The 25,269-nt window shown below is 59.8% G+C and carries 23 protein-coding genes and 1 pseudogene; 19 read left to right on the top strand and 5 right to left on the bottom strand.

The window, feature by feature from the left end:
• The first annotated feature begins 116 nt into the window (after window positions 1–116).
• Both LOY55_RS22490 and LOY55_RS22485 read left to right on the top strand, forming a co-directional pair.
• Window positions 117–1,583 (top strand): annotated as a pseudogene (locus LOY55_RS22490) (purine-cytosine permease family protein).
• Complete coding sequence (locus LOY55_RS22485; RefSeq protein WP_258666806.1) at window positions 1,576–2,505, top strand: PfkB family carbohydrate kinase; 930 nt, start codon at window positions 1,576–1,578, stop codon at window positions 2,503–2,505. The pseudogene LOY55_RS22490 and the gene LOY55_RS22485 overlap by 8 nt, the downstream one beginning before the upstream one ends.
• A 218-nt stretch (window positions 2,506–2,723) precedes the next feature.
• On the opposite strand, the gene LOY55_RS22480 is transcribed toward LOY55_RS22485, so the two are convergent.
• The 3 genes from LOY55_RS22480 to LOY55_RS22470 form a co-directional block, all read right to left on the bottom strand.
• On the bottom strand, window positions 2,724–3,047 hold the full coding sequence (locus LOY55_RS22480) for a hypothetical protein (RefSeq protein ID WP_077431553.1): 324 nt from the start codon (window positions 3,045–3,047) through the stop codon (window positions 2,724–2,726).
• Window positions 3,048–3,129: 82 nt separating this feature from the next.
• Window positions 3,130–4,335 carry an MFS transporter gene (locus LOY55_RS22475; protein WP_223522266.1) on the bottom strand — a complete coding sequence of 402 codons (1,206 nt, stop codon included), beginning with the start codon at window positions 4,333–4,335 and terminating at the stop codon, window positions 3,130–3,132.
• 112 nt (window positions 4,336–4,447) lie between these two features.
• Entirely contained in the window at window positions 4,448–5,101 is a 654-nt protein-coding gene (locus tag LOY55_RS22470; RefSeq protein WP_109785220.1) for an HD domain-containing protein, read from the bottom strand.
• Between the two features lie 251 nt (window positions 5,102–5,352).
• On the opposite strand from LOY55_RS22470, the gene LOY55_RS22465 reads away from it, so the two are divergent.
• The 6 genes from LOY55_RS22465 (at window position 5,353) to LOY55_RS22440 (ending at window position 11,186) form a co-directional block, all read left to right on the top strand.
• Window positions 5,353–5,835, top strand: a complete 483-nt coding sequence (locus LOY55_RS22465) for a GNAT family N-acetyltransferase (RefSeq protein WP_109785221.1) — start codon at window positions 5,353–5,355, stop codon at window positions 5,833–5,835.
• A gap of 156 nt (window positions 5,836–5,991) precedes the next feature.
• On the top strand, window positions 5,992–6,984 hold the full coding sequence (locus LOY55_RS22460) for a 2-dehydro-3-deoxygalactonokinase (RefSeq protein ID WP_223522267.1): 993 nt from the start codon (window positions 5,992–5,994) through the stop codon (window positions 6,982–6,984).
• 19 nt (window positions 6,985–7,003) lie between these two features.
• The gene (locus tag LOY55_RS22455; protein WP_046031710.1) at window positions 7,004–7,624 is read left to right on the top strand and encodes a 2-dehydro-3-deoxy-6-phosphogalactonate aldolase; all 621 of its coding nucleotides are present in this window, start codon (window positions 7,004–7,006) and stop codon (window positions 7,622–7,624) included.
• 63 nt (window positions 7,625–7,687) lie between these two features.
• Entirely contained in the window at window positions 7,688–8,836 is a 1,149-nt protein-coding gene (gene dgoD / locus LOY55_RS22450) for a galactonate dehydratase (RefSeq protein WP_007903915.1), read from the top strand.
• 175 nt (window positions 8,837–9,011) lie between these two features.
• Window positions 9,012–10,322, top strand: a complete 1,311-nt coding sequence (locus tag LOY55_RS22445) for an MFS transporter (protein ID WP_046031711.1) — start codon at window positions 9,012–9,014, stop codon at window positions 10,320–10,322.
• A gap of 60 nt (window positions 10,323–10,382) precedes the next feature.
• Window positions 10,383–11,186, top strand: a complete 804-nt coding sequence (locus LOY55_RS22440; protein WP_046031712.1) for an IclR family transcriptional regulator — start codon at window positions 10,383–10,385, stop codon at window positions 11,184–11,186.
• On the opposite strand, the gene LOY55_RS22435 is transcribed toward LOY55_RS22440, so the two are convergent.
• The gene (locus LOY55_RS22435) at window positions 11,183–12,235 is read right to left on the bottom strand and encodes an NAD(P)-dependent alcohol dehydrogenase (protein ID WP_223522268.1); all 1,053 of its coding nucleotides are present in this window, start codon (window positions 12,233–12,235) and stop codon (window positions 11,183–11,185) included. The two genes, LOY55_RS22440 and LOY55_RS22435, sit on opposite strands and share 4 nt — an antisense overlap.
• 190 nt (window positions 12,236–12,425) lie before the next feature.
• On the opposite strand from LOY55_RS22435, the gene LOY55_RS22430 reads away from it, so the two are divergent.
• Window positions 12,426–13,316 carry an AraC family transcriptional regulator gene (locus LOY55_RS22430; protein ID WP_223522269.1) on the top strand — a complete coding sequence of 297 codons (891 nt, stop codon included), beginning with the start codon at window positions 12,426–12,428 and terminating at the stop codon, window positions 13,314–13,316.
• 168 nt (window positions 13,317–13,484) lie between these two features.
• Here LOY55_RS22430 and LOY55_RS22425 read toward each other — a convergent pair whose 3' ends face one another.
• Complete coding sequence (locus tag LOY55_RS22425; protein WP_046031715.1) at window positions 13,485–15,149, bottom strand: electron transfer flavoprotein-ubiquinone oxidoreductase; 1,665 nt, start codon at window positions 15,147–15,149, stop codon at window positions 13,485–13,487.
• Window positions 15,150–15,696: 547 nt separating this feature from the next.
• On the opposite strand from LOY55_RS22425, the gene LOY55_RS22420 reads away from it, so the two are divergent.
• The 10 genes from LOY55_RS22420 (at window position 15,697) to LOY55_RS22375 (ending at window position 25,237) form a co-directional block, all read left to right on the top strand.
• Complete coding sequence (locus tag LOY55_RS22420; protein ID WP_007945693.1) at window positions 15,697–16,446, top strand: electron transfer flavoprotein subunit beta/FixA family protein; 750 nt, start codon at window positions 15,697–15,699, stop codon at window positions 16,444–16,446.
• Window positions 16,447–17,376 carry an electron transfer flavoprotein subunit alpha/FixB family protein gene (locus tag LOY55_RS22415; RefSeq protein WP_109785225.1) on the top strand — a complete coding sequence of 310 codons (930 nt, stop codon included), beginning with the start codon at window positions 16,447–16,449 and terminating at the stop codon, window positions 17,374–17,376.
• Between the two features lie 196 nt (window positions 17,377–17,572).
• Entirely contained in the window at window positions 17,573–18,400 is an 828-nt protein-coding gene (locus LOY55_RS22410; RefSeq protein WP_223522270.1) for an ABC transporter substrate-binding protein, read from the top strand.
• Window positions 18,401–18,409: 9 nt separating this feature from the next.
• On the top strand, window positions 18,410–18,766 hold the full coding sequence (locus tag LOY55_RS22405; protein WP_046031718.1) for a DUF4398 domain-containing protein: 357 nt from the start codon (window positions 18,410–18,412) through the stop codon (window positions 18,764–18,766).
• Window positions 18,763–19,575 carry an OmpA family protein gene (locus tag LOY55_RS22400; RefSeq protein ID WP_109785227.1) on the top strand — a complete coding sequence of 271 codons (813 nt, stop codon included), beginning with the start codon at window positions 18,763–18,765 and terminating at the stop codon, window positions 19,573–19,575. Before LOY55_RS22405 ends, LOY55_RS22400 begins: the two co-directional genes overlap by 4 nt.
• A gap of 211 nt (window positions 19,576–19,786) precedes the next feature.
• Window positions 19,787–21,226: a PLP-dependent aminotransferase family protein gene (locus LOY55_RS22395; RefSeq protein WP_046031720.1), complete on the top strand. Its 1,440-nt coding sequence runs from the start codon at window positions 19,787–19,789 to the stop codon at window positions 21,224–21,226.
• Window positions 21,227–21,314: 88 nt separating this feature from the next.
• Entirely contained in the window at window positions 21,315–21,791 is a 477-nt protein-coding gene (locus LOY55_RS22390; protein WP_046031721.1) for a hypothetical protein, read from the top strand.
• Between the two features lie 165 nt (window positions 21,792–21,956).
• Entirely contained in the window at window positions 21,957–22,211 is a 255-nt protein-coding gene (locus tag LOY55_RS22385; RefSeq protein ID WP_258666802.1) for a YkgJ family cysteine cluster protein, read from the top strand.
• 41 nt (window positions 22,212–22,252) lie between these two features.
• A complete protein-coding gene (locus LOY55_RS22380; protein ID WP_223522271.1) occupies window positions 22,253–22,858 on the top strand; it encodes an START domain-containing protein in 606 nt (201 codons plus the stop codon).
• A 285-nt stretch (window positions 22,859–23,143) separates the two neighbouring features.
• Entirely contained in the window at window positions 23,144–25,237 is a 2,094-nt protein-coding gene (locus LOY55_RS22375; protein WP_258666801.1) for an LTA synthase family protein, read from the top strand.
• Window positions 25,238–25,269: the final 32 nt, after the last annotated feature.

The following is a 25,269-nucleotide window of genomic DNA, read 5'->3' as shown; positions in this document are numbered from 1 at the left end:
CGATGCATCCCCTGTGGGAGCGGGCTTGCCCGCGATGGGCGCGCCACCTATTTGAATTTTCCACCGCAACTTCCGTCATTGCCCACAACCACAAAAATGGCAACAGGAGCATTTTCATGAGTTCATCAACCGCCGGGCAAAGTGCCGGGCAACTGGAAACACGCGGCATCGAACCGGTGCCGGAAGCGGAGTGCAACGGTCATCCGCTGCAACTGTTCTGGGTCTGGTTCGCCGCGAACATTTCCATCCTCGGCCTGCCGCTGGGTGCCACGCTGGTGGCGTTTCGGGGGCTGGCGATCTGGCAGGCGATCATCGTCGCGATCCTTGGCGCCGCCGGTTCCTTCGCCGTCGTCGGGATCATCTCCATCGCCGGCCGTCGTGGTCGCGCACCGAGCCTGACCTTGTCGCGCGCGATCTTCGGTGTGCGCGGCAACATCGGTCCGACCCTGGTCTCGCTGATGTCGCGTCTGGGTTGGGAAACCGTCAACACCACCACCGCCGCGTTCGTGCTGTTGTCGCTCTGCTCGATCCTGTTCGGCTCGCCGGTAGAAGCCAAAAGCGCGCCGGTCCTGACGTTGGTGTTTATCGCGATTTTCGTGCTGCTGACGTTGTCGGTGTCCGGCCTCGGCCACGCGACGTTGCTGGTGATCCAGAAGTGGGCGACTTAGGTGTTCGGCGCGTTGAACATTCTGGTCGGCGGTTTCCTCTGCGCCACCATCGACTGGAGTGCGGTGTTCAACGCCACGCCGGCGCCGTTGAGCGCGATGATCATCGGCGTCGGCACCATGGCCGCCGGCACCGGGATCGGTTGGGCCAACGCCGGTGCCGACATGTCGCGCTACCAGCATCGCAGCGTCAAAGCCGTGCGCCTCGTGGCCTCGGCAGCGTTCGGCGCGGGGATTCCGCTGGTGTTGCTGATCACCCTCGGCGGCCTGCTGTCGGTGGGTAACAACGACCTGGCCTCGGCCACCGACCCGATCGTCGCGATCCGCGACATGCTGCCGACCTGGATGGCGGTGCCGTACCTGATCACGGCGTTCGGCGGGTTACTGCTGTCGAACAACCTGTCGGTGTACTCCGCCGGGCTGACCACGTTGACCCTCGGTCTGAAGGTCAAGCGCGTGCACGCCGTGGTGGTCGATATCGTCGCGATCTTCGCCGGTTCGATCTACTTCATGCTGATTGCAGACAGCTTCTACGGCCCGTTCATTACCTTCATTTCCTTGCTGGCGGTACCGATCACCGCGTGGGTCGGGATCTTCGTCGTCGACCTGATTCACCGTCACTACTACAGCCCCAAAGATCTGCTCGACGTCAGCCCGAGCAGCGCTTACTGGTACAGCGGCGGTATCGAATGGCGCGCGTTCGGGGCGTGGGCGGTGGCGATCGTGCTGGGCTTCAGTTTCACCACCATCGGCACCACCGAACAAACTGTGTGGTTCCGCGGCTTCCTGTCCGATTCGTGGCTGGGTCATAACGGCCTGGGCTGGATCGTAACCTTCCTGGTGGCCGGCGGGATCTACTGGGTACTCGGCGGCGCAAAAGATCGCCGCGCCGCCATGACCGAGAATGCTCATGCCTAGATTGCTGCACACCGGCCAGGTCATCATCGACCTGGTCATGGCCGTGGATAAACTGCCGCAGGCGGGCGGCGATGTATTGGCCCGGTCCGCCAGTTTCGAAGCCGGCGGTGGCTTCAATGTGATGGCTGCCGCGCAGCGTAATGGCCTGGCCGTGGTTTACCTCGGACGTCACGGCACTGGTCGTTTCGGCGACCTGGCGCGTGAGGCGATGAGCGCTGAAGGCATCCGGATCGGCATCGCCCACCGCGCTGAACGGGACACGGGATTGTGCGTCGCGGTGACGGAAGCGTCGGCCGAGCGCAGTTTCATTTCCTACATCGGTGCCGAAGGCGAGTTGACTGCTGGCGACCTGGCAAGTGTGCCGGCGCAGGCGGGCGACTTTGTCTACGTCAGTGGCTACAGCCTGCTGCAGGTTGGCAAGGCTCAGGCGCTGGTGGATTGGGTGTTGGAACTGCCGAAAGAGATCACTGTGATGTTCGATCCGGGCCCGCTGGTGGATTCGCCGGATGAGCCATTGATGCAAGCCTTGCTGGCGCGCATCGATATCTGGACCAGCAACAGTGTCGAAGCGCTGCGCTTTACCGGCGCGCCGGACATTGCCGAGGCGCTGGATCGCTTGGTCGATCATCTGCCAGCCGAGGTGCTGATGGTGGTTCGCGATGGCCCGCAAGGGTGCTGGATCAGCCAGCGTGGCGATCGTCAGCATGTGCCGGGTTTCAAGGTGGCGGCAGTAGACAGCAACGGCGCCGGTGATGCACATGCCGGGGTGTTTGTTGCCGGATTGGCGCAAGGCTTGTCGGCGCTGGAGGCGGCACGCCGGGCGAATGCGGCCGCGGCGTTGGCGGTGACACGGTGGGGGCCGGCGACTTCGCCGATGGCGGATGAAGTGGATGCGTTGATTCGCGAGACGTTTGGCGTCTGATTTATCGCCTTCGCGGGCAAGCCCGCTCCCACAATGAACGTCGTCGAACACAATTCTTGTGTTCACAACCGAACCTGTGGGAGCGGGCTTGCCCGCGAAGGGGCCAGTGGATTCAACCGCTATTCTGACCTTACCCAGCATTGCGCAACGCCTCGATCAGGGTATGTCTTTGCTTCCACGAGGCATGGGATTTCTCCTGGCTTCAGGGATGTTGATCGTTATGGGCTGAGGCCACCTTTTTTACCGGAGCTATCACTCGAACCGAGACCGCCTTCGCTGGGTGTCTTGGTGTCCGGCAAATTCAACCCGCCCTGGCGGCCGGCGTCATTGCCCTGAGTCCTCGGGTCCGTCCCGGTGGAGGGCGGCAGGCTGCTGTCGACACCTGTGCCATTGGTGTTCATGCCGGGGGCGCTCTGGATAGCGGGTGCCTTCGGGCCCTCGACCGGGTTGGTCGGGCCTGTGCCTTCAGCGAAGGTGGCGGCGAATGTGGCGCAGGACATCAGCGTGGCGAGAGCGAGGGCGGTCAACCTGGACAGGATCATGGCATCGTCTCCATTTAATAGAGTCCTTACCTGATGTTGGTCCGCCCCAATCTGGATTGGTGCCTCATGAACGACGAATGGTCTAGGCCTGCTGCACGACTTTAGGTGCTGCCACCCGACGCCAGATCAACCGGCCCACGGTGATCGACCAGTTGACGAAGGCCACTGCCAGCACGGTCATCAGCAGCGCCGGCATGCCTTGCTCGACGATGATTTTCCCTGCCAGCAACGGAAAGCCAAACACGCCGATGAAGTAGCAGAGGCTGAACAGCAACAAGGCTTGCGACGTGGTGCCATGCGGCGCTTCGTTGGCCGCCAGGCCATTGATCACCGAATAAGTCAGCCCGTATCCGACCCCAAGCATCACGGCCGCCAACACATAGCTGAACCCGCTGTCGACGACGAAACCAAACATCACTATCGACCCCATCATCAGGCCGGACAACAGGCAGGAGGCCCGCAACGGATCGCGCTTGACCACGATCCCGGCAATCAGCATCCGGCTGCTGATCGCCGCGCCCATGAAGCCGAAAAAGAACAGCGAGTAGTCCAGCGAACGCGATGCGGCGTAACTGGTCTGGAAGCTCGACAGCCCGCCGAACACGCACCCGCCGAGGCCGACCATGATGATCGGGAACACCGCTTTGGACGACAGCACCTGCGCCGTCGCCCGCCAGGAAATCCTGGCGGCCGAAGTAGACGGCGCGGGCGATTTTTTCAGCTGTGCATCCAGTCGCCAGAACAGCAAAACACCGATCAGGCTGGCCAGCGCAGCAAGGTAAAACGCTGCCGTCACCGGATAGCCGAGCGCGCTGGCCGCCCGGCCGAGCAACGGCCCGCTGCCGATCCCGGTCATCATGCTGCCCGACAGCAGCGCAAAGTATTTCGCGCGTTGGGCCGGCGTCACCAGACTGGCGACAATGATCGGCCCGAGGGTATAGAACACGCCCCAACCCAGTCCCAGCAGAAGTCCGAAAAACAACAGCAGATTGCCGAAGCCAGGCGTCAAGGCGAAACCAAGGCTGGCCGCTGCCAGCAACACGCCAAACACGGCAATCGAACGCGCAGCGCCGAGCGCATCGGACAAGTGCCCGGAGACAATCACCGCAGCGAAGGTACTGAGCATGGCGGCCGAAATCACACTGCCGGCATCGTGTTCATTGCCGCCGCGTGAGCCGATCAGCAACGACAGCAAAAAGGTCGAGCCATAGGACAGCGACAGCAAATAGCTGGCGAGGCAAAACAAGCCGAACAACCGGCCGGAGACTGGGGGTGTTGCGCTGGACATGAAACGGTTCCTTGACCCGAAAGAAGTGAGCGTCCTCTATCTATCACGCATGGCGTCGATGTTAGGTCCCTGGTTACCGATTTCAGGGTTAGTGCTGGCCGGAGTATTGCCGTCAGCAGGCGCCGATCTCTTCCTTGAACTGCTCCATGAAACCCTTCAATCGTGCATGCCTGATCTGCGCCAGGCCTTGACCGGTCGGGGTCTGGAAACCGTCCGCCAGGTGCAGCAGCTTGGTCTGGAAATGGTCGAGGCAAAAACGCGTGTCGTCGTAGTCGCGGTGCTTCGCCTCCGGGTCGAACGGGTCATACAACGCGCTGCCCATGCGCCCGGCCACGTAGAACGTGCGCGCTACACCGAGCATGCCGAGGGAGTCGAGGCGATCGGCGTCCTGCATGATTTTCGCTTCGAGTGACGTGGGGGGAAGGTTGGCGCTGAAGCTGTGCGCTTCGATGGCGTGGGCAACTGCGCGGATTCGTTCGTTTGGCCAATGCAGGTCGGCCAACACGCCGCACGCCTTCTCGGCAGCCATTCGCGACGCTTGCGATCGCAATGGCGAGTTCTTCTCGATCGCCACGCAATCATGCAAAAGCACCGCTGCCAGCAGCACCTCAAGATCACCCCCTTCTTGCGCGTGAAGTGTGCGCACGGTGTGCCAGACCCGCTGCAAATGCGACAGATCGTGGGCGCCGTCCTCTGAGGGTTCCAGCGCATGGGGCAGCAATTGAGCGGCAAGGGTTTGCAGAGGGGAGAAAGCATGAATTGTCATAACAGTCCTTTGAAGTGTAAGTGTTGTAGCCGCTGGCGAAGCCTGCGTTCGGCTGCGCAGCAGTCGTGAGATCAGACAATGGGGTGTTACAGGAAAACCGCGTGCTCAGGTTTTACGACTGCTGCGCAGCCGAACGCAGGCTTCGCCAGCTGCTACACATGCTCTACAGATCAGCTTTGAATTTCCAGTGTGACGAGCGCCGCGTGGCGACTTAGTATGGCGTTTTTCAACCTTTGACGAAGGCACGTCCCATGACGATCGAGATCCGCCCGGCGACCCCCAGCGATGCTCCGCAAATCCTCGGGTTCATCACTGAACTGGCCGACTACGAACGTGCCCGCCACGAAGTTATCGCCAGCGTCGCGGACATCGAACGCAGCCTGTTCAGCGAAGGCGCCACCGCCCATGGCCTGATCTGCCTGCGTGACGGCCTGCCGATCGGCTTCGCGGTGTTCTTCTTCAGCTATTCCACGTGGCTTGGCAGCAACTGCCTGTACCTCGAAGACCTCTACATCACCCCCGAACAGCGCGGCGGCGGCGCCGGCAAAACCTTGCTGCGCCACCTGGCGAAAATCGCCTGCGCCAATGATTGCGGACGGTTTGAGTGGAGCGTGCTGGACTGGAACAAACCGGCGATCGAGTTTTATAAATCGCTGGGTGCGCAGCCGCAGGAGGAGTGGGTGCGGTATCGGATGGATGGGAAGGTATTGCGCGAGTTTGCCGAGGGCCATTGATCGTCAGCCTTGTCGGTTAAAAGGTCGCAGCCATGAGCTGCGATTTTTTTTGCATGCATCCCAATATATGGGAGTGATATTTATATATTGAGATTATCCCGCTTCCGGGTTTATAGTCCCGCTCACTCACTGCCAATAAACAAAACAGGTGAAGCGATGCTGGCGCAATTGATCGCGCTCGATTGGGGGACAACCTCATTACGTGCTTACAAACTCGCCGACAGTGGCCAGGTGCTCGAACAGCGTGCGCTGTCGTCGGGGATCATGCAGTTGCCCAACACGCCGCGAGTGATTGCCGGTCAGGTGTGCGCTGACGGTTTTGAACTGGCTTTCGATGAGGCCTGCGGTGACTGGCTCGATGCGCAGCCGGATTTGCCGGTGATTGCCTGTGGCATGGTCGGCAGCGCCCAGGGTTGGCTTGAAGCGGCTTACCGCGATACACCGGCGAACGTCGCCACTCTCGGAACTTCCCTACAAACAGTACGCAGTCTTCGCGGTGTCGATGTGCACATCGTGCCGGGTGTGATTCAGCGGTCGCGATTGCCGAACGTGATGCGCGGCGAAGAAACCCAGGTGCTGGGTGTTCTGCAAACCCTGTCGAGCGAGGCGGGCAACGATCTGTTGATCGGCCTGCCGGGCAGTCATTCGAAATGGGTGGAAGTGGCCGATGGCTGCATCGTGCATTTCGATACCTTCATGACCGGCGAAATCTTCGCCGTGCTCAGCGAACACAGCATTCTGGGGCGCACCCAGCAGCAAGGCGCGTCCTTAGATGGCCAGGCTTTTGATCGTGGGGTGCAAGTGGCGTTGTCGGCGGACGGCGAGATCGGCCCGCTGTCGACGGTGTTCAGTGCCCGCAGCCTCGGACTGACCGGCGAACTGAGCGCCACGGCCCAGGCGGATTATTTGTCGGGCTTGTTGATCGGTCATGAGCTGGCGGCGCTGGCGACGGCCCAGCGGCGTCGACGCAACAGCGTGCACCTGCCTTCGATCGTCCTCATCGGTAATGCCCAACTCTGTGCCCGCTACAGCCGGGCCCTCGACGCCTGCGGATTTGCCCGGGTGACGCTGGCCGAACAAGCCACCGAACGCGGGTTGTGGCAACTGGCACTCGCCGCCGCACTGATCACTTCCAACCCATCCCGTTAAACCTGACTGGAGGTCTGACATGCTCAAACACGCCTTGGCGCAAAACGGCCTGATCGCGATCCTGCGCGGCCTGCGCCCGGAAGAAGCGGCGGCCATCGGCGAAGTCCTGTACGCCGCCGGATTTCGCGTCATCGAAGTGCCGCTCAATTCCCCTGAACCGTACGAAAGCATCCGCATCCTGCGCAGTACCTTGCCCGCCGATTGCCTGATCGGCGCGGGAACGGTGCTGACACCGGAGCAGGTCGAGCTGGTGAAAGCCGCTGGCGGCCAAGTGATCGTCATGCCGCACAGCGATCCGAAAGTGCTGCGCGCAGCGAAAGCGGCGGGGTTGTTTCTGTCGCCGGGTGTGGCGACACCGACCGAGGCGTTCGCCGCACTGGCCGAAGGCGCCGACGTGCTGAAGATGTTTCCCGCCGAGCAGATGGGGCCGGCCGTCGTCAAAGCCTGGCTCGCCGTATTGCCGGCCGGGACCATTCTGGCGCCGGTCGGCGGCATCACGCCGGACAACATGCAGGTGTTTATCGACGCGGGCGTCAAAGGTTTCGGTCTCGGTTCCGGCTTGTTCAAACCGGGAATGACCCCAGAGGACGTGGCCGTCAACGCCAAGGCCTACGTGGCCGCCTGGAAAGCCCTTCGCTAAGACTGTTTGGCGCTGTGAGCGCTGCCTCTAATAAGAGCTGCATCTACAAAAAGAGAGCACAAGATGAAAATCACCAAACTGACCACCTTCATCGTTCCGCCGCGCTGGTGCTTCCTCAAGGTTGAAACCGACGAGGGCGTGACCGGTTGGGGCGAGCCTGTGGTTGAAGGCCGTGCCCACACCGTTGCGGCGGCCGTTGAAGAATTGTCCGACTACCTGATCGGCAAAGACCCACGCAATATCGAGGACATCTGGACCGTGCTCTATCGCGGCGGCTTCTACCGTGGCGGCGCGATCCACATGAGCGCGTTGGCCGGTATCGATCAGGCGCTGTGGGACATCAAGGGCAAGGCCTTGGGCGTGTCGGTCAGTGATTTGTTGGGCGGTCAGGTGCGCGACAAGATTCGTGTGTATTCATGGATCGGCGGTGACCGTCCGGCGGACACCGCTCGTGCGGCGAAAGAAGCGGTTTCCCGTGGCTTTACCGCCGTGAAAATGAACGGCACCGAAGAACTGCAATTTCTCGACTCCTTCGAGAAAGTCGACCTGGCCCTGGCCAACGTCGCGGCCGTGCGTGATGCGGTCGGGCCGAACGTCGGCATCGGCGTGGACTTCCATGGCCGGGTGCACAAACCCATGGCCAAGGTGCTGATGAAGGAGCTTGATCCGTACAAACTGATGTTCATCGAAGAGCCGGTGCTCAGCGAAAACTATGAAGCGCTGAAGGAACTGGCGCCGCTGACCAGCACCCCGATTGCCCTCGGTGAGCGGCTGTTCTCGCGCTGGGATTTCAAGCGTGTGCTGAGCGAAGGTTACGTCGACATCATCCAGCCGGATGCGTCCCATGCCGGCGGCATCACCGAGACCCGCAAGATCGCCAACATGGCCGAAGCCTACGACGTGGCGCTGGCGCTGCATTGCCCGTTGGGGCCGATTGCGCTGGCGGCGTGCCTGCAACTGGACGCGGTTTGCTACAACGCGTTCATCCAGGAACAGAGCCTGGGCATCCACTACAACGAGAGCAATGACCTGCTCGACTACGTGAAAGATCCGCGGGTGTTCGACTACGACAAAGGCTTCGTGAAGATCCCTAATGGCCCGGGCCTGGGGATTGAGATCAACGAGGAATACGTGATCGAACGCGCAGCGGTCGGCCACCGCTGGCGCAACCCGATCTGGCGCCATGCCGATGGCAGTTTTGCCGAGTGGTGATTGATCCCTGACACCACACCGCCCCTGTAGGAGCACGGCTTGCCTGCGATGGCGTCAGTACTGACGCCGCTGACCATCCGCTGGACCGTGTAAGGCCCAATCGCGGGCAAGCCTTGCTCCTACAGGGGTGCGTTGCGCCCACTGACCTCAATAACCATAAGAAGAGGCACTCCTCATGCAACCGCAAACCCTCACTGGGCAAGCGTCGTTGGTGACGCCCAGTCGCAAGCGATTTTTCATCATGGTCCTGCTGTTCATCACCGTGGTGATCAACTACCTGGACCGCAGCAACCTGTCCATCGCGGCCCCGGCGCTGACCAGCGAATTGGGGATCGATCCGATCCACGTCGGGTTGATCTTCTCGGCGTTCGGCTGGACCTATGCCGCGATGCAAATCCCCGGCGGCTGGCTGGTGGACCGTGTGCCGCCGCGCATCCTCTACAGCGTCGCCTTGCTGCTGTGGTCGATCGCTACGGTGATGCTCGGTTTCGCCGCCAGTTTCATCGCGTTGTTCGTGTTGCGCATGGCGGTCGGTGCCCTGGAAGCACCGGCATACCCGATCAACAGCCGCGTGGTCACCACCTGGTTTCCCGAGCGAGAACGCGCCACGGCCATCGGTTTCTATACCTCCGGGCAGTTCGTCGGCCTGGCGTTCCTGACGCCGGTATTGGCCTGGCTGCAACACGCCTACGGCTGGCACATGGTGTTCGTCAGCACCGGCGCAGTGGGGATTCTATGGGCGGTGATCTGGTATGCGGTGTACCGCGAGCCCCGGGATTTCAAAGGCGCCAACGACGCTGAAATCGACTTGATTCGCGAGGGCGGCGGGTTGGTGGATATCCAGGCTGAACAAGCCAAAGTCAAAGCGAAATTCAGCTGGACGGACCTCGGGATTGTTCTGACCAAGCGCAAGCTGTGGGGCATCTACCTCGGGCAGTTCTGCCTCAACTCGACGTTGTGGTTTTTTCTGACGTGGTTCCCGACCTACCTGGTGAAATATCGCGGCATGGACTTCATCAAGTCCGGCCTGCTGGCGTCGCTGCCGTTTCTCGCGGCCTTCGTCGGCGTGCTGTGTTCGGGGTTTTTCTCGGATTTTCTGATTCGTCGTGGTTACACCGTAGGCTTCGCCCGCAAGCTGCCGATCATTGGTGGGCTGCTGATTTCCACCTCGATCATCGGCGCCAATTTCGTCGAGTCGACGCCGTTGGTAATTGCATTCCTGGCGTTGGCCTTTTTCGGCAACGGTCTGGCTTCGATCACTTGGTCGCTGGTATCGACCCTGGCCCCGGCACGGTTGCTGGGACTGACCGGCGGGGTGTTCAATTTCATCGGCAACCTGTCGGCGATTGCCACGCCCATTGTCATCGGCTTCCTGGCGACCGGTGATTCGTTTGCCCCGGCGATTACCTACATCTCGGTGCTGGCGTTGATGGGCGCGCTTTCCTACATCTTGCTGGTCGGCAAAGTCGAGCGTATCAAGTTGTAGTCGCAGGCATCGGGCGACCATAATGCCGCCCGTTCACTCGCTCAACGGTAAAGGCTGGATATGCAGGAAGACGCCCCAAAAATCGCCAAGGACGCCGCACCGACCGGCACCCAGACACTGCTTCGTGGTCTGGGTGTGGTTCAGGCCGTGGCCAGCGGCGCCCGCGATCTCAAGGAAATCGCCCGGCTGATCGGCACGACGCGCAGCACCACCCATCGTCTGGCCAGTTGCCTGGTGGACGAACGTTATCTGCGCGTGGTGCCGCAGGTCGGTTACCTGTTGGGGCCCAAGTTGATCGAACTGGGTTTCCAGGCGCGCGAAGAGTTGCCGTTGGTGACGCTGGCCGGGCCGTATCTGGATGAGCTGTCGGCGTTGACTGGCGACACCGTGCACCTGGCGATTCGTGAAGGTGACGAAGTGCTGTACCTGCATAAGAATCCGGGACGCAATGGCCCGGAAATGCGTTCGCGGGTCGGCCATCGCATGCCGTTGGCGCGCACCGGGATCGGTAAGGCGTTGATGCTCGATGACACGCAGCAAGAGTGGCAGCGGCTGTACGAAGTCAGCTTGCCGGCGGGTGGGAAAAATCAGTTCTGGCCGCTGCACCCGGAGCAGTCCTGGGAGCAGTTTCAGCAGCGCATGGTCGAGTACGTGGCGGGTGGTTACGCCTTTGACCTGGAAGACAACGAACCGTCGATCCGTTGCGTGGCGGCACCGATCCGCGATGCGAGCAAACGCATCGTCGCCGGTATCAGCATCGCCAGCACCGTGCCGTACATGCCGCTGGAAAAAATGGCCGAGCTGATTCCCCTGATCAAAGGGGTCACGGCCCGGCTGTCGGCGGAGCTTGGCCTGAAGGTTTAAACCTTGAGGGTCGCCATGTCGATCACGAAACGGTACTTGACGTCACCGGCGATCATACGGGTGTAGGCCTCGTTGATCTGGCGAATGTCGAGCATTTCGATGTCGCACGTGATGTTGTGCTCGGCGCAGAAATCCAGCACTTCCTGGGTTTCGGCAATGCCGCCAATCAACGAACCAGCCAGCATGCGACGGCCCAACACCAGTTTGGCGGCGTGCACGGGCGGGTCCACCGGTTCGATCAAGCCGACCAGAATGTGCACGCCGTCGAAGCGCAGGGTGTCGAGGTAGGGATTGAGGTCGTGCTGCACCGGAATGGTGTCCAGCAGGAAGTCGAAATAGCCAGCCGCTGTTTTCATCTGCTCGGCATCGGTGGACACGATCACATGGTCCGCGCCCTGACGCCGGGCTTCTTCAGCCTTGCTCGCCGAACGGGTGAACAACGTGACTTCGGCGCCCATCGCCTTGGCGAACTTGATGCCCATGTGGCCGAGGCCGCCCATGCCGAGAATCCCGACTTTGTCGCCAGGCTTCACGCCGTAGTGTTTGAGCGGCGAGTAGGTGGTGATGCCGGCGCACAGGATCGGCGCGGCGCTGGCCAGCGCAAGTTTTTCCGGGATGCGCACCACAAAGTGTTCGCTGACGACGATGCTGTCGGAGTAGCCGCCCATGGTGTTGCTGCCATCGACCCGGTCCGGGGTGGCGTAGGTCATCGTCGGGCCTTCCAGGCAATATTGCTCAAGGTTGGACTGACAGGCTTCGCAGCTGCGGCAGGAGTCGACCATGCAACCGACACCGACCAAATCGCCGACTTGGTGTTGGGTAACGTTCGCACCGATGGCGGTGACTTTGCCTACGATCTCGTGGCCGGGCATTAGCGGGTACACGGCAATGCCCCACTCGTTTCGCGCCTGGTGGATGTCGGAATGGCAGACGCCACAGTAGAGAATCTCGATGGCAACGTCGTCGGCGCGAGGGCTGCGGCGTTCGAATTTCATCGGGGCGAGGGGAGTGGAGGGCGACTGGGCGGCGTATCCGATGGCGGTGTACATGAGGAACCTCGCAAAAGCAGTGACAGGTGAGGCGGCGCATTTTGGGCGCCACGCCGATCACCGGCCATGGCGATTCCTCCGGGTGTCATGCCTATTCCTCCGGCATCAGCCTTTGACCGATCCCATTGGTAACCAGACCTGCGATGATGCTTTCATCCCTTTTCTCGCGACTTTTTTGTGAAGAGCTTCCATGCAGTTGACCCGTCACCTCGATGCCAATGCCACCCTGGTTTCGCTCATCGAGCCACTGTCCACCCGTGATGGCTTCGTGCCGACTGCATTGCCGGGCGTGCAGGTTTTACGCGCCAGTTGCGATGTCGCCCGTGGGCCACAGATCTATGAACCGAGCCTGGTGATCATCGCCCAGGGCAGCAAACTGGCGTATCTGGGGCCGCGCACCCTTGAATATGGCGCCGGGCATTACTTGATTCAGGCGCTGCCGGTGCCGTTCGAGTGTGAAACCTTTGCGGCACCCGGCGGGCCGATGCTGGGGGTGTCGGTCGCGATCGACAGGGTGATGCTGGGCGAGTTGGTGCTGGCAATGGGGTTGGCGCCGGGGCGTCATATTGCGGCGCAAACGCCAGAGTCCATGACTTCGGCGGTGCTCGATGATGAAATGCGCGGATGTGTCGAGCGGCTGCTGCGTTGTCTGCACGATCCGCTGGAGAGCCGGATCATGGGCCCGGCGCGATTGCGTGAATTGTTGTTCGTGGCGCTGCGTGGACCTCAGGCCGACGTGTTGCGGGCGCTGGTGGAGCAACAGGGGCAATTCGCCCGGATTGCAGCATCACTCAGTCATCTGCATGCGCATTACACCGAACCGTTGAATGTCGAGACCCTGGCCAGTTGCGCGAACATGAGTGCGTCGACGTTCCACGAGCATTTCAAGCGCAGCACATTGTTGTCGCCGGTGCAGTATCTCAAGCGTTTGCGGCTGCTCAAGGCGCAGGCGTTGCTGATGTCAGAGGGGCTGGGCGTCGCGCAGGTGGCGCACCGTGTGGGGTATCAAAGCACGTCGCAATTCAGTCGCGAGTACAAGCGGTACTTCGAGCGTAATCCTGGGGAAGAACGCGCCGCCTGAGTTGGCAATGGATCCGCCTGTAGGAGCCGAGCTTGCTCGCGATAGCGGATTGTCATCCGACATCATTGTTGTCAGACACACCGCTATCGCGAGCAAGCTCGGCTCCTACAATATTAGCGGGCAACAAAAAGGCCCCCATTCGGGAGCCTTGATGTTCAGGCGTTCGGCTTACATATTCGGGTAAGTCGGGCCGCCAGCACCTTCCGGTGTGACCCAGGTGATGTTCTGTGCAGGGTCCTTGATGTCGCAGGTCTTGCAGTGAACGCAGTTCTGGGCGTTGATCTGGAAGCGCTTTTCGCCGTCTTCCTTGGTGATCACTTCGTACACGCCGGCCGGGCAATAACGTTGAGCGGGTTCATCGTACAGCGGCAGGTTTTTGCCGATCGGGATGCTCGCATCAGCCAGTTTCAAGTGGCACGGCTGCTCTTCTTCGTGGTTGGTACCGGAGATGAACACCGAGCTGAGTTTGTCGAAGCTGATCTTGCCGTCCGGTTTCGGGTAGTCGATCTTCTTGCAGTCGACCGCGAGCTTGAGGCAAGCGTAATCCGGCTTGGTATCGTGCAAGGTGAACGGCAGTTTGCCGCCGAAGATGTTCTGGTCCAGCCAGTTGAAACCACCGCCGACGATCGCGCCGAACTTGTGGATCGCCGGGCCGAAGTTACGGCTGGCGAACAGTTCGTCGTAGAGCCAGCTCTTCTTGAAGGCGTCGACGTAAGTGGTCAGCTCTTCGGTGCCGTCTTTCTCGGCGAACAGCGCTTGGGCCACGGATTCAGCGGCGAGCATGCCGGATTTCATCGCGGTGTGGCTGCCTTTGATCTTGGCGAAGTTCAGGGTGCCGAGGTCGCAACCGATCAGCGCGCCGCCCTTGAAGACCATTTTCGGCAACGAGTTCAAGCCGCCTTTGCAGATAGCACGCGCGCCGTAGCTGATGCGCTTGCCGCCTTCCAGGTACTGCTTGAGCACCGGGTGATGCTTGAGGCGCTGGAACTCGTCGAACGGCGACAGGTAAGTGTTGCTGTAGGAGAGGTCGACGATCAGGCCGACGACCACCTGGTTGTTTTCCAGGTGATAAAGGAACGAGCCGCCGGTGTTCTCGGTGCCCATGATGTCCAGCGGCCAGCCAGCGGTGTGAACCACCAGGCCCGGCTGATGCTTGGCTGGATCGATTTCCCAGATCTCTTTCAGGCCGATGCCGTAATGCTGGGCATCGGCTTCGCTGTCGAGGTTGAAGCGCTTGATCAGTTGCTTGCCGATGTGGCCACGGCAGCCTTCGGCGAACAGCGTGTATTTGCCACGCAGTTCCATGCCAGGGGTGTACAGGCCTTCTTTCGGATTGCCTTCACGGTCAACACCCAGGTCGCCGGTGATGATCCCGCGAACCACGCCGTTCTCGTCGAACAGCGCTTCCTGAGCGGCGAAGCCCGGGTAGATTTCCACGCCCAGGTTCTCGGCTTGCTGGGCCAGCCAGCGGCACAGGTTACCCAGGGAGATGATGTAGTTGCCTTCGTTGTGCATGGTCTTGGGCACAAAGAGGTCTGGAACTTTTTGCGCGCTTTCAGCGTTCTTGAGAACGAAGATGTCATCGCGGGTGACCGGCGTGTTCAGTGGGGCGCCGAGTTCTTTCCAGTCCGGGAACAGTTCGTTCAGAGCCCGAGGTTCGAACACCGCGCCAGAAAGAATGTGTGCGCCGACTTCGGAGCCTTTTTCGACCACGCAGACGCTGATTTCCTTACCGGCTTCGGCGGCCTTCTGCTTCAAACGGCAGGCGGCGGAAAGACCAGCGGGGCCGGCACCGACGATGACCACGTCGAATTCCATGTATTCGCGTTCCACAGGTTATCTCCTACTCAAGGCTCAACAGTTTTTTTTCTAATTGGAGGTTTGGTGTCGCATCCATGAATCCCGGCACAATGCCAGGAGAGGATAATCGATGAGCCACCTTTCTCTCTGGGTGGCGCATTATATCTACACCACTCTCAGCGTCCAATACAAACGTTTGTTTGAATTGGCTCAAAGCCAGAGAAATCAAAGTCACGCGGCTTACGAACGGCCATTTAGCCGTATTGACCGGAATAGGCGTTCCGGTCAATATACGGTCGGTTTTGCGCTCGCCGTAGGCTGGCTGTTGGTTTCAAGAGCACCTCTAAAGACAGGGCGAAGGCCGTACAAGGTGATGCGTAGCGCAGGTTTGGCGCGCAGTTTACACGCCGCGATAATGAATGACTCCTCAGTCACTACTGACGAACGGTCATCATCATCGTGAGCGAAGGTCACTTGACACGATTGCCGGCGTTTTTAGAGGTGCCCTTGCGCCCGATGAGCATCAACCGCCAGGTTCGCCTAGGCGACTTTCTTTTCACCGGAGAGTAACGAGGAATCCATGAAGGTTCTTGTAGCTGTCAAACGCGTTGTGGATTACAACGTCAAGGTTCGCGTCAAGGCGGACAATTCCGGCGTCGACCTCGCTAACGTGAAGATGTCGATGAACCCGTTCTGCGAAATCGCAGTGGAAGAAGCCGTACGCCTGAAAGAGAAAGGTGTTGCGACTGAAATCGTCGTCGTCTCCGTCGGCCCGTCCACCGCTCAAGAGCAACTGCGCACCGCGCTGGCTCTGGGTGCCGACCGCGCCATCCTCGTCGAGTCCGCCGAAGACCTGACTTCCCTGGCCGTTGCCAAACTGTTGAAAGCGGTTGTCGACAAGGAACAGCCTCAGCTGGTGATCCTTGGCAAACAAGCCATCGACAGCGACAACAACCAGACTGGCCAGATGCTCGCTGCATTGAGCGGCTACGGTCAGGGCACGTTCGCTTCGAAAGTCGAAATCAGCGGCGACAGTGTTGCCGTGACTCGCGAAGTCGACGGCGGCGCGCAGACAGTTTCCCTGAAACTGCCGGCGATCGTCACCACCGACCTGCGTTTGAACGAGCCGCGTTATGCGTCCCTGCCAAACATCATGAAAGCCAAGAAGAAGCCTCTCGAAGTGCTGACTCCGGATGCTTTGGGCGTTTCCACCGCCTCCACCAACAAGACCGTGAAAGTCGAAGCGCCAGCTGCACGCAGCGCGGGTATCAAGGTCAAGTCGGTGGCTGAACTGGTCGAGAAACTGAAAAACGAAGCGAAGGTAATCTAAATGACTATCTTGGTTATTGCTGAACACGACAACAAAGTGCTGGCCCCGGCCACGCTGAACACCGTTGCTGCTGCTGCCAAAATCGGTGGCGACATCCACGTTCTGGTTGCAGGTCAGGGCGCTGGCGCCGTGGCTGAAGCCGCTGCGAAAGTCGCTGGCGTGGCTAAAGTGCTGCTGGCCGACAACGCCGCTTACGCTCACCAGTTGCCGGAAAACGTTGCTCCGCTGGTCGCTGAATTGGGCAAGGGCTACAGCCACATCCTGGCTGCCGCGACTTCCAACGGCAAAAACATCCTGCCGCGCGTTGCTGCCGCGCTGGACGTTGACCAGATCTCCGAGATCATCTCGGTTGAAAGCGCTGACACCTTCAAGCGCCCGATCTACGCCGGTAACGCTATCGCTACCGTTCAGTCGACCGCTTCGGTGAAAGTCATCACCGTGCGTGCTACCGGTTTCGACCCGGTGGCTGCTGAAGGTGGTTCGGCTGCTGTTGAAGCCGTTGCGGCTGCTCACGACGCTGGCACTTCGAGCTTCGTTGGCGAAGAACTGGCCAAGTCCGATCGTCCGGAACTGACCGCTGCCAAAATCGTCGTTTCCGGCGGTCGCGGCATGCAGAACGGCGACAACTTCAAACACCTGTACGCCCTGGCCGACAAGCTGGGCGCTGCTGTCGGTGCTTCCCGCGCCGCGGTCGACGCAGGTTTTGTACCCAACGACATGCAGGTCGGTCAGACCGGCAAGATCGTTGCTCCACAGCTGTACATCGCCGTCGGTATCTCCGGCGCGATCCAGCACCTGGCCGGCATGAAAGACTCCAAAGTGATCGTTGCGATCAACAAGGACGAAGAAGCGCCGATCTTCCAGGTGGCCGATTACGGCCTGGTGGCGGACCTGTTCGAAGCCATCCCCGAGTTCGAGAAGCTGGTCTAATCCAGCGGCCTGACTTATAAAGAGCCCGACCTTTTGGTCGGGCTTTTTTTTGTTCTTCTGTAGGAGATGTCGAGTGAAACGAGGCTGCGATCTTTTGATCTTCCGCTTGGGATTCGAGTGGACCTGAAAATTCGCAGCCTCGTTTCACTCGACAGCTCCTACAGGCGATAACAGGGTTTTAGTGGAGAGTGTTGCCATGGATCTGCGCTGCGTATGTGGCTGGTCATTACTGCTGGGCTTGACGGTGTTGCCGGCATTGTCCAGTGCAGCGGGCAAGTGCGAGCGGCTGGTGGTAACCGGAAGTCCGGATGCGCCGCCGTACCTGTGGCAAGACCCGCAAGATCCAAAGCACCTGATCGGTGCCAGTGCTGATCTGTTGCAGCACGTGGCGGGGGAATTGGGCATCAAAGTCGAGTTGCTCTACGCCGGCAAACGCTCCCAGGCGCTGGACGAAGTGCGCAGCGGGCGCATGGACCTGCTGGCGGACACGCCATTGACGGTCACTGAGCTGGAAACCCTCGATTACATTCATCCGCCCCTACTGGAAAACGACTACCTGGTCTGGACACGTAAAGACTCGAAACTGGTCTACAACAACGTGCAAGACCTTCACGGCCATCCCGGCGCATTGTCGGAAAAGTCTCGAATGACCCCGGCATTCAGCACTTTTGCCGAGCAGCAACTGACGCTCAGCCGCACGCCCAACCTGACCCAGGCGTTTCAGAAACTGCTCTTGGGTGAAGTGGAGTTTGTTCTCGCGGGCCGCTATTCAGGCATGGCGGCCGCGCAGGCATTGAGCATGGCCAACGACCTGATCGCCCATGCCGAACCCGTCGACAAACCCGGCCTGTTCCTCGCGGTGTCTCATAACTCCGCCTGCAACGATCCTTGGTTGCGCGGACAGCTGGCCAAAAAGATGACAGAATTGCCCGCCTCAGGACTGGCGGACACCGCATTGCAGCGCAATATCGAGCGTTGGAAAGCGCAGCAACAGCAACAACCTGTCAGCGCCCCAAAACAGTAGGGATTTTTAGTGAGTATTCGACCTCTTTTCGCTGCCCTGGCCGTTCTGGCTCTGGCGGGTTGTGCAGCTGACCCTGCGCCGAATGAACAGATTCGCCTGACCGAACAGGCACTCGTACAAGCCAAAGCCGTGGGTGCCACCGCCGAAGACGTGCCGGAAATGAAGCTGGCCGAAGAAAAATTCGCCCGTGCCCAAGGCAACATGGCTGACCAGTCCTACAAACATGCGCGCATGCGGGCCGAGCAGGCCGAGCTGGACGCGCGTCTGGCTGAAGCCAAAGTGCTGACCCTCAAGAGCGAGGAGCAATTGAATGTGCTCAACACCCGCATCACTCGTTTGCGCAAGCAACTGGGAGATGCCCAATGAGCCTCAAGTCAACAGTTCTCGGCGGCTTGATCCTCGCCGGTTGTGCAAGCCTGTATGGGTGCGCCGGTCAACACAGTGAAGCCGCCTTGCAAGAGGCTGGCGCAGACTTCCAGAAGGTCAAGGAAGACTCCAATGTGCTGCGTATCGCGCCCAAAGACGTGATACGCGCCGGTGAATCCCTGGCCCGCGCCGATCGTCTGTCCAGCTATTGGGGCAGTGGTTGGGACGTCGTGCATTACGCCTACTTGAGCCAGCGCTACAGCGAAATTGCGCGTGAGCACACCAATCAAGTGCTCAACGAAGAGCGCGCGGTGAAGCTCGAACTGGAGCGTCAGCGTCTGCAATTGGCTCTGCGTGAATCCAAACTGGTTAGCGTGCAACAGCAAGGCAAATGGCTCGAAGAACAGATCCTCGCATTGACCACTACTCAGACCGACCGCGGTCTGGTGATGACATTGGGCGATATGCTGTTCGATACGGGCGAGGCGGAGCTGAAGAACTCGGCCAACCGCGTGGTATTGAAGATCGTGCAGTTCCTGCAGCTCAACCCCAACCGCGTGGTGCGGATCGAGGGGTATACCGACAGCACCGGTGGCAAGCAGGACAATATCAAGCTGTCCCGTGACCGTGCACAGTCGGTAGCCGATGTGCTGATGGATCTGGGGATCGATGAAAAGCGCATTCATGTCGAAGGGTACGGGGATGAATACCCGGTGGACGTGAACGCCTCCGAGCGCGGTCGTGCGCAAAACCGCCGCGTGGAAATTGTTTTCTCCGACGAAAAAGGCCAATTGGGCGCTGCTCGCTAAGGGCTGCGTCATTGGAAAGCCCGGCCTGCCAGTCAGCGCCGGGTTTTTTTACGCCTGCAAACGGCTTCACGTTCTCCCAAAAAGCAGTACAGATTTTGCTGACACTGCACTGTATGGTCGACTATTGTGGCAACTGTCCCAGTACACTTCTAAACTGTTCCGGTATTGTTCCCCACAAGAATAAAATGCCCGTGAAATCGAGTGCTGCGTCATGACCAATCTTTTGCTCTACCAACGTATTGCTCAACAACTGGCCGAAGACATCCGCCGTGGTGTCTATCAACCGGGAGAGCGCGTGCCTTCGGTGCGCAAGATGAGTTCGCAGCTCAACGTCAGCCATGCGACGGTGTTGCAGGCGTATGCCAATCTTGAAGATCAGGGCCTGATCCGTGCCCGGCCGCAGTCGGGTTATTACGTTCACCAGACACCGGCCCTGACCGCGCCGACTCCCGACATTGCCCGGGTCGAGCGCCCAGGCCTGGTCACGCGCAGCAGCATCATTCAACAAGTGTTGGTCGAATCCCGCCGCGAAGGCGTTTTTCCGCTGGGCGCCGCGGTGCCCAGCGTCGATTACCTGCCGGTGCGGGCGCTGCATCAGCAATTGGCCAAAGTCACCCGATTCCATAGCCCGCGTGCCTTCAGCTACATGTTCAGCCCCGGCTTCGAACCGCTGCGCCGGCAGGTGGCGATCCGCATGCGCGATGCCGGTGTGGTGGTTGATCCCTCCGAAGTGGTCATCACCCACGGCTGCGTCGATGCATTGCAGATGTCATTGCGGGTACTGACTCGGCCCGGCGACCTGATCGCCGCCGAATCACCGACTTATTATGGTCTGCTGCAACTGGCCGACTTGCTCGGTCTCAAAGTGATCGAAATCCCCAGCGACCCCGCTACCGGCATGAGCCTGGAAGCCCTGCAACTGGCGGCCAATCAATGGTCGATCAAGGCGCTGGTGTTGACCACGCGTCTGAGCAATCCATTGGGCGGAACCATGCCCGAGGAACGCCAGAAACAATTGCTGCGCCTGGCGTCGGATTTCGACATCCAGATTGTCGAAGATGATATTTACGGCGAGCTGATGTTCGAGCAGGGGCGCACCAAATCGCTCAAGGCCTACGATCGGCTGGATCGGGTCATCTATTGTTCCAGCTTCTCCAAGACCTTGTCGCCGGGCGTGCGGATCGGCTGGATGATCGCTGGCAAGTACCAGCAGGAAATCCAGCGCTTGCAGACGTTCAGTACCCATTCGGCCTGCAGCGTCACGCAAATGGGCATTGCGGCTTATCTGGAAAACGGCGGTTACGACCGACACTTGCGCTACATCCGTCAGGAATACCGCAAGAACCTCAGCGCCTTTCAGCTCGCAGTCCAGCAATACTTCCCGGAAGGCACGCAGATGACCCGGCCTACTGGCGGCTTCATTCTGTGGGTCAGTTTGCCGGGACGGGTAAACACACAGGAACTGCACGTACGGGCGTTGCAGCAGGGCATCAGCATCGCGCCGGGGCTGATCTTCAGTAACACCGAGCAGTTCAATCACTGCATTCGGCTGAACTGTGGCATCCCCTGGAATCGAGAAGCCGAACGTGCCTTGATGACCTTGGGGATGTTGGCGACGCAACTTTGCCAGGAGATGGCCGGCGGCTTCTAAGCCGTCGTGCGGTCGTTTTGCGCGGTGCTTGTCATGTGACGTGCAACAGGCGAGCATATGGCCCTCTGCCGTTAGCGCTGTTGGGTTCATGAAGCCGATTTTTCCTGCCGTCTGCCTGTCTTTTTGCCTGTTGATGACCGTTCAAGCCGAAGGCGTCATGGCGGCGGCTGGTCAGGAAAAACCGGCAGTCAGCGCAACGTCGAAAAAGCCGGCACCCGCCAAGAAAGCCGCGCCAGCCAAAAAGAATGCGGCTGTGGTGAAAAAGCGACCACCCATTGCCTCCAAGTCGAAACCGGCCAGTGAAGTGGTGAAAACCCAGCTTCCTTCCGCCAATCTTGATTTGAGACTGCCCCCGCAAATGGCAGAAGAATTCAAACCGCTCGGCACTGTGCCTTTGCCCAGGCACGATCCGTTGTTGCCGCCCATGTTTGGCGAAAAAAAGCCGGACAGCAGCCCTTTTCAATTGAACGGCCGTTTGCTCAGCAACGAAATGCAGTTGCAACTGCGCAATGAAGAGCGCCGGGAAGTCGAAGGGGCGGCGCTGGATTTCGAGTTCAAGCAGTAAATCATTCCCATCCGTGACCCGCAGGCCAGACGCTTTGTCGGAGACTGGTCAGTCACGTTGATTTGAACGAAAAAACCCCGGTTCAGGTAATTTTAAACAACTGTTTTAGCGGTTACTCTGTGCCCCGTCCTTTTACATATCACACCTCGTGAGGAGCTCGTCGTCATGAAATGCCGTGAAGGCTGTGGCGCCTGTTGCATTGCCCCTTCCATCAGTTCACCGATTCCCGGTATGCCCAATGGCAAAGCCGCGGGCGAACGTTGCGTACAACTTTCGGTCGATAACCTGTGCAGCATCTTCGGCAACCCGGAGCGCCCCGCGGTGTGTTCGGCATTTGAAGCCGACGCCGAAGTGTGCGGAAGCAGCAGTGACGAGGCGATCAAATTGCTGGGATGGTGGGAGCAAATGACCGCGGCGTGATGTGTTCAAACAACGGAACTTCAACAATAAGGAATAAGACTATGGGTTCGCTGCATCGTATTGCTGTTTTGTGTGGACTGACCGCCGCGTTGACCACCACGGCCGTTCAGGCTGAAGACTGGAAAGTCGCCAAGAACGAGGACGGCATCAAGGTCTCCCTGAGTGAAGTGCCTGGCTCGGACTACAAGGCCTACCAGGGCGTCGTATTGATGAAGACCACTGTTGCCAAACTGCGCGCACTGCAGGAAGACGTGTCCGGTGCCTGTGCCTGGATTCACGAATGCAAAACCCAAAAGCTGCTCAAGCATGAAGGTGACCAGAGCTGGACCTACACCCAATTCAATACCCCATGGCCGGTTACCCCGCGTGACTCGGTGCTGCACGTCACCACCGTCGAAGGTGCCGATGGCAGCCTGACCCGCAAGCTCGAAGGCGTACCGAAATACGTCCCGGAAGAAAAAGGTTTCGTGCGCGTCACCAAGGTCGACGGCTTCTGGAAGTTCGTACCCAAGGGTGACCAGGTTGAAGTGACCTATCAGGTTCACACCGAGCCAGGCGGCAGCGTGCCGTCGATGGTTGCCAACAAGTTTGTGGTCGATGCGCCGTTCGATACTTTGAAAGCCCTGAAACAACGCGCCGAGAAGTAATCACAGCGTTGTTCTACAAAACGCCCCGACTGGTTCGGGGCGTTTGCGTTTTAACGCAGGCCCCGGTTTTATTGTGTTTCCGGATATGCGTTGCACAAAATTTTCACAATGGCTCCAAGACAATCCGCCCGCACCCGCCAGTCAAACAGTAATCAATGGCAATGAGGCGGGTGATCGTGCAACATTTGCGCACCGCGCAAGCCCCGGGGCCAGGTATTGGCTAACAGAGGGCAGGGCGCCGCAGTATTTTTTGAAACTTCAACTTCCAATGGGTCCTAAAACGACATGGCAAACCCGGACGCCCTGAATCAGCAGCGAGCTTCTAGTCGCCTGCTGCAACCGACCGTCAAATCGCACCTGGCCTACACGCTGCTGTGCGCCTTGATCATGATGGTCATGTTCAGCCTGCTGCGTGTTGCGCTGCTGGTCTACAACCGCTCGATGATCCTCGACACACCGGCTTCCACTTTCCTTGAAGCATTCGCCAACGGTCTGCGTTTCGACCTGCGACTGGTGGTCTACCTTTGCATTCCGCTGTTGCTGGCACTGTTCAGCGCGCGGGCCATGGCTGCGCGCGGCTTCTTCCGTTTCTGGCTGACCATCGCGTCGAGCATCGCGCTGTTCCTCGGCCTGATGGAGATGGACTTCTACCGCGAGTTCCACCAGCGCCTCAACGGTCTGGTCTTCCAGTACGTGAAGGAAGACCCGAAAACCGTGATGAGCATGCTCTGGTACGGTTTCCCGGTGGTTCGCTATCTGCTGGCCTGGGCCTTTGGCACATTGATTCTGACCCTGGCGTTCAAGGGCGCTGATCGTGCGACCCGTCCTCGCGGCCCGTTCAGCGGCGGCAGCATCGGCACTCGCCAGATCGCCCCGTGGTATGCGCGCATCGGCGTGTTCGTCGTTTGCCTGCTGATCTGCGTAGTGGCCGCTCGTGGCACTTTGCGTCAGGGCCCGCCGCTGCGCTGGGGTGACGTTTACACCACCGACTCGAACTTCGCCAACCAGTTGGGCCTCAACGGCACACTGTCGTTGATCGCGGCGGCCAAGAGCCGGATGTCCGAAGATCGCGACAACATCTGGAAAGCTACGCTGCCGCAGCCTCAGGCTCAGCAGACCGTGCGTGACATGCTGGTGATGAAAGACGAAAAACTGGTGGATGCCGACATCGCCGCCGTGCGTCGCGACTACACACCACCGGCCGACAAGACCCTGCCGATCAAGAACGTGGTGGTGATCCTGATGGAAAGCATGGCCGGTCACTCGGTCGGCGCGTTGGGCGGCCCGGGTAACATCACCCCCTACCTCGACAAACTGTCGAAGGAAGGCCTGTTGTTCGACCGCTTCTTCTCCAATGGCACCCACACCCACCAGGGCATGTTTGCCACCATGGCCTGCTTCCCGAACCTGCCGGGTTTCGAATACCTGATGCAAACCCCGGAAGGCAGCCACAAATTGTCCGGTCTGCCGCAGTTGCTCAGTGCCCGCGACTTCGACGACGTATACGTCTACAACGGCGATTTCGCCTGGGATAACCAGTCGGGTTTCTTCAGCAACCAGGGCATGACCAACTTCATCGGGCGTAACGACTACGTGAACCCGGTGTTCTCCGACCCTACTTGGGGCGTGTCTGACCAGGATATGTTCGACCGTGGCCTGGTAGAGCTCAAGGCTCGTGGAAATGGCAAGCCGTTCTATGCCTTGCTGCAGACGCTGTCGAACCACACGCCGTATGCCTTGCCGACGCCATTGCCGGTTGAACGCGTGACTGATCGCGGCAACCTGAACGAACACCTGACCGCCATGCGCTACTCCGACTGGGCGCTCGGGCAATTCTTCGAGAAGGCGCGTAAAGAGCCGTACTTCAAGGAAACCCTGTTCGTGATCGTGGGTGACCATGGTTTCGGCAACGAACAGCAAATCACCGAAATGGACCTGGGCCGCTTCAACGTTCCGATGCTGATGATCGCGCCGGGTATCCAGGAAAAGTTCGGCCAGCGTGACCACACCGTCGGCACTCAGATCGACATCGTGCCGACCATCATGGGCCGTATCGGTGGCGAAGTGCGCCATCAGTGCTGGGGGCGTGACCTGCTCAACCTGCCTGAAGGCGATGCCGGTTTTGGCGTGATCAAACCGTCGGGGAGCGAGCAGACTACCGCCATCCTTACGGCTGACCAGATCCTGGTGCTGCCAAAAGAAAAGGAAATGGAGCCGAAGGTGTACCGCTACGAACTGGGCGCCAACCCGCACGCCGAGATCGTTCCTAACGATCCGCGCACTGCCGAGTTGAAACTCAAGCTCGAGTCGTTCCTGCAAACGGCGACCAAAAGCCTGCTCGACAACACCGCCGGTGTGGTTGACGGCAAACCGGACTAAGTTTCCAGCGCATTAAAAAGAGGCCCTTTTCA

Source organism: Pseudomonas sp. B21-040 (genome assembly GCF_024748695.1).
GTDB lineage: Bacteria > Pseudomonadota > Gammaproteobacteria > Pseudomonadales > Pseudomonadaceae > Aquipseudomonas.
This window is presented reverse-complemented; position numbering and strand designations above follow the sequence as displayed.